Source organism: Roseovarius sp., assembly GCF_040219995.1.
Taxonomy (GTDB): domain Bacteria; phylum Pseudomonadota; class Alphaproteobacteria; order Rhodobacterales; family Rhodobacteraceae; genus Roseovarius.
On record NZ_JAVJUC010000033.1, the window covers coordinates 1 to 3971 of the forward strand.

At 60.2% G+C, this 3971-nt stretch carries 7 protein-coding genes; 6 read left to right on the plus strand and 1 reads right to left on the minus strand.

The window, feature by feature from the left end:
- From RID11_RS14275 to RID11_RS14300, 6 genes are all read left to right on the plus strand, one after another.
- Positions 1–525: DsbE family thiol:disulfide interchange protein (locus RID11_RS14275; protein ID WP_350140334.1), on the plus strand; the 525-nt coding region annotated here is incomplete at its 5' end.
- On the plus strand, positions 522–1034 hold the full coding sequence (locus RID11_RS14280; RefSeq protein WP_350140336.1) for a TlpA family protein disulfide reductase: 513 nt from the start codon (positions 522–524) through the stop codon (positions 1032–1034). The genes RID11_RS14275 and RID11_RS14280, both read left to right, overlap by 4 nt.
- 82 nt (positions 1035–1116) lie before the next feature.
- Positions 1117–1407 (plus strand): hypothetical protein, encoded by a 291-nt coding sequence (locus RID11_RS14285; RefSeq protein WP_151976413.1) that lies wholly within the window; start codon positions 1117–1119, stop codon positions 1405–1407.
- Complete coding sequence (locus tag RID11_RS14290; RefSeq protein ID WP_350140338.1) at positions 1407–2111, plus strand: SCO family protein; 705 nt, start codon at positions 1407–1409, stop codon at positions 2109–2111. Before RID11_RS14285 ends, RID11_RS14290 begins: the two co-directional genes overlap by 1 nt.
- Positions 2108–2599: a hypothetical protein gene (locus RID11_RS14295; RefSeq protein WP_350140340.1), complete on the plus strand. Its 492-nt coding sequence runs from the start codon at positions 2108–2110 to the stop codon at positions 2597–2599. Before RID11_RS14290 ends, RID11_RS14295 begins: the two co-directional genes overlap by 4 nt.
- A complete protein-coding gene (locus RID11_RS14300) occupies positions 2596–3336 on the plus strand; it encodes a cytochrome c biogenesis CcdA family protein (RefSeq protein ID WP_350140344.1) in 741 nt (246 codons plus the stop codon). The genes RID11_RS14295 and RID11_RS14300 overlap by 4 nt, the downstream gene beginning before the upstream one ends.
- Here RID11_RS14300 and RID11_RS14305 read toward each other — a convergent pair.
- Positions 3333–3971, minus strand: a 639-nt coding sequence (locus RID11_RS14305) for a permease (RefSeq protein ID WP_350140342.1), incomplete at its 5' end; no start/stop codon positions are given. The genes RID11_RS14300 and RID11_RS14305 overlap by 4 nt on opposite strands.

Below are 3971 nucleotides of genomic sequence, written 5' to 3' on the forward strand. Positions count from 1 at the left end.
CTGATAGCTTTTGCCCTCATGGTCTTGTTCGGCTGGGGGCTTTTCAGGGGCGGCGACGACTTGCCATCGGCGCTTCTCGACAAACCTGTGCCGGAGTTTGCGCTTGCTCCGGTGCTCGGCCGCGAGGAAGGTCTTTCGACGCAGGACCTGATCGGCCATGTCTCGCTGGTGAACGTCTTCGCCTCGTGGTGTGTGCCCTGCCGTGCCGAACACCCGCGGTTCATGGATCTGGCAGCGACTGGCGACGTGCCGCTCTACGGGATCAACTACAAGGACCCACCCGAGCAGGCGCGCGCCTGGCTCGACGAATTGGGCGATCCCTACACACGCATCGGGGCCGACATCGACGGACGTGCTGGCATCGAATGGGGCGTTTACGGCGTGCCCGAAACCTATGTCATCACGTCTGACGGCACCATCGCCTACCGCCATGTCGGACCGATCACTCGGGCAATCTTGCGCGAAACCCTGTTGCCGATCGTCCGGGATCTGAAAAACCAATCTTTCAAGGAGCCAACGCCATGAAATATCTCAAAACGGCGCTGCTCGTCTGGGCATTGTCCGTCGGCGCGGCGTTTGCCGGGCCGCAAGGCTTCGCACTGCACGACACGCCGCAGCCGGTGATCAATGTGCGATACGAGACCGAAGACGGCAGCCGTGGGGACATGGAGGATTTTCGCGGCAAGGTGATCCTCGTGAATGTTTGGGCAACCTGGTGCGTGCCATGCCGTGAGGAAATGCCGACGCTGGATGCGCTTCAGGCGGAACTTGGCGGCGACCGGTTCGAAGTGGTCGCCCTGTCCATCGACCGGGCCGGATCGCCCGTCGTGCGGCGTTTCTACGACGAGATCGGTGTCACCAATCTCAAGATATATGTCGACAAGACCATGCTGTCGATGACCGCGCTGCGCATCGTCGGTCTGCCGACAACGATCCTGATCGACGCGCAGGGGCGGGAGCTTGGGAGACTGGTCGGCCCGGCCGAATGGGATGATGCCGAGATGGTCTCCTTCTTGCGAGGCTTTATCGAATAAGCGCCCCTGAAAGAGCGCCGCCCGCCCTTGACCGCCCAATTATCAGAATGACCAGTACTCAAACTTCAGAAGGATTTTCCGGATGACCGACATATCATCTTCCAACGATGCGGGTGCCGCCGACATCGAAAGCGCAGGCAACTGGCCCCGGTGGTTGACGCGCAGACGATTGCTGTTCGTCGGTGCGGCAACCGTGATGGGCGGCGGCATGGCTCTGAACTGGGGATGGCTCACCGCGATCGGGCTCGCGCCTGTCCTGGTCTCACTGGCACCCTGTGCCGTGATGTGCGGGCTTGGTCTGTGCATGAAGGGCGGGTCCGGCGGGAAATGCAACGATGCGGGTAGTGGCACGCCCGATCAATCCGAAAGGTGATGCAGTTGAGTATCTATCTGACCCGGCGCGCCGCCTTGGTCACACTTGCGGCCACGATCTCCTTTCCGGCCTCCGCCGATCATCCGAGTGAAAATCTGGTTGCGCGGATGTTCGAGATGGAGCCATACTTCCAGGCCATCGACGCAGCACAGGCCCCGGATTTCGAGTTGCGGAATGCGGAGGGCAATCCTGTGCGCTTGGCGGATTTCAGCGAAAGGGTCGTCATCCTGCATTTCATCTACGCCAACTGCCCGGATCTCTGCCCGCTCCATGCGGAAAAGATCGCGGCGGTCCAGGCTTCGATCAACGACGGGCCGATGAGCGATCTGGTGCAATTCATCTCGATCACGACCGATCCCGTGAATGACACGCCGGACGTTCTGCGCGACTACGCGGACCGGCATGGGCTCGATCCGAGCAACTGGGTCATTCTGACCAAACGGCCCGATCAGAGCGACGACGCGACGCGCCTTGTGGCGCGGGACTATGGGCTCGAGTTCACCACGACCGCCGACAGCGACATGATGATGCACGGTGCGGTCACCCATGTCGTGGATATCGGCGGGCGGTTTGCCGCAAAGTTCCATGGCATGGATTTCAAGAATGTGAAACTGATCCTCTATGTCAGCGAGTTGATCAACAATGCCCAGCACCGACGCCGGGAACGCGGTTGGTGGGACCGGCTGACAGGGGTGTTTCAATGAGTGACACCGCGATTGGCGTCATGCCGTCTTCGACGGATGGAATATCCCTGACAGCGCTGCGTCGGTATTTTTCAGTGATCATCCCGGCCAATCTGATCTGGGAATTCGCCCACATGCCGCTCTACACGATCTGGAACGAGGGCACCTGGGGTGAGATCGTCTTCGCCGCGGTTCATTGCACGGGTGGCGACATCCTGATTGCCATGAGCGCGCTGATGCTTGCCTTGATGCTGACCGGCCGTGGCTGGCCCTTCGTGGCTCCGACACGACGCTCGGTGACCGTCCTGACGGTGGTGTTTGGGTTGGGATATACGCTGTTCAGCGAATGGCTTAACATCGTGATCCGCGCGGCTTGGGCCTATTCAGACCTGATGCCGATCATTCCGGTCATTGATGCCGGATTGTCTCCGGTACTGCAATGGATCGTAATCCCGCTGATTGCCTTCTGGTGGGCATCACGGCCCTTCAGCGGACATGGAAACACATGATGGATATTTCCGGCATCGGCATCTTCGCGGCCTTTCTGGCCGGGGCCATTTCGTTCCTGTCGCCCTGCGTCCTGCCGCTGGTGCCGGGCTATGTCTCCTATATTGCTGGCCAGCCGGATTTGCGAACGAAGCGATCGGTCGGCCTGCGGGCGCGCGCCAACGCACTTGGGCTAAGCGCCTGTTTCGTTTTTGGATTTTCCACGATCTTTGTCGCGTTGGGGGCCGGGGCTAGCGCGCTCGGGTCGCTGCTTCTGACCTGGCGCACTGAACTCAACTATCTGGGCGGGGCGATCATCATCCTGTTCGGACTGGTCATGTTGGGCGTCTTTCGTCTGGATGCCTTCTCGCGTGACACCCGCTTCACACTCGACATTCCGGGGGGTCGCCCGCTTGGAGCCTATGTTCTGGGCTTGGCCTTCGCCTTTGGTTGGACCCCCTGCATCGGACCGATCCTTGGCGCGATCCTGACACTCAGTTCGACTTCCGGCGGTATGTCGGACGGCATCTGGCTGCTGTCGATCTATTCCGCGGGGCTGGGCGTGCCGTTCCTGTTGGCCGCGCTGTTCACCGACGCCATCGCCGCGCGGGTCAGACAGATCGGCAAGGCCGGTCGCTGGCTCTACAAGGGCGCAGGCCTCGCCATGATCATCATGGGCGTTGCCATCATGACCGGCCAATTGTCCCGGTTTGCCTACTGGCTTCTGGGAACCTTCCCATTCCTGGCTTCAATCGGTTAGTCTTCCTTGACATTCCTGAGGTGAAGCAAGATCAGTATTGCCCCGATTACGAGAAAGATCAGGTTGAGAAAGAATGTGTAGTCGATGCTGAACCGGACCATTTCCTGAAGCGAGGGCCGCTCGGTCGGGATCATCCCTACGAGAGCGAACAGGTAATGCACCGTAATTCCCGCAGCGACCATGCACAGGTACAGCAAGCCTGAAAGATAGAGCGCATACTGCCAGCCATAATACTTTGCGTGCACCCAGATCACCGTGGCAGCAACAAGATCGGCTCCGAGAAAGGCGATCACGCCTCCGAACGACGCGTCACGCGACCAGAGCATCGCAGCCAGAGGGACATTGCCCATCGAACCGATGAGGGTGAAGAAGGCCACGACGGGAGCCACCAGCGCGTTTTCAAGGACGATCAGGAAGCCCGGCGCGTCCTGCGCACCGCCATCTCCGACCAGGAAGATCGCGTTCCAGAAGCTCTGCGGCACAATGACGGAAATAAAGCCGGCGACCGTGAAGCCGAACAGAATCTCCTTCCAAACCATCTGCCATTCCATGAAGAAAGCGCGGGCGATCCGATTCCATCCTTCGCGGGACAGCAGCTTGTCGCGGAACGATCCCTTCATGGTCCGGTCCGTGTC